This is a genomic window from Helicobacter sp. MIT 03-1614, assembly GCF_000762925.2.
In the GTDB taxonomy this organism is placed as follows: domain Bacteria; phylum Campylobacterota; class Campylobacteria; order Campylobacterales; family Helicobacteraceae; genus Helicobacter_C; species Helicobacter_C hepaticus.
This window is the reverse complement of record NZ_JRMS02000041.1, coordinates 1-436: the sequence shown is the minus strand read 5'-3', so window position 1 is coordinate 436 and position 436 is coordinate 1. Positions and strand designations below refer to the sequence as shown.

Here is a 436-nt window from a genome sequence, read left to right as displayed (position 1 = left end):
TGCTCAATCCCACTATCCCAGCTATATATAGAGAATCTTTCCCACAAGAATTACGTGATAAAATAGAATGGTATGCTAAAAAGCATCATATTAAATAAAGAAATCAACTCATAAAAGGATACTTATGCAAAAAAATAACTCTAAAAACACAAACATATTGTCAAAAAATGCTCACATAGATTCTAAAAGACGCAAAGCTATTAAAGATTTAAGAGACTTAGGCTTACTTGGTGCAGGTAGCATACTAGGATTGCAAATATATAAAGATTTTAAAAGCCATAGCATAGAATCTCATTTCTTAGATTCTTACACAAATACATTAGATTCTACTTCTCTCTTAGAATCTAATGCCCTAGATTCTTTGCATTCTCTCTCTCATTCTAATATCTCTAGTGAAATCCTCTCACTCCCTCTCAAATACTTTAATGTGCCACAA

Annotated in this window: 1 pseudogene; it reads left to right on the top strand. The window is 31.4% G+C overall.

Going from position 1 to position 436, the window contains the following annotated elements:
* Positions 1 to 124: 124 nt before the first annotated feature.
* A pseudogene (locus tag LS66_RS10020) lies at positions 125 to 436 on the top strand (hypothetical protein); the annotation flags it as partial.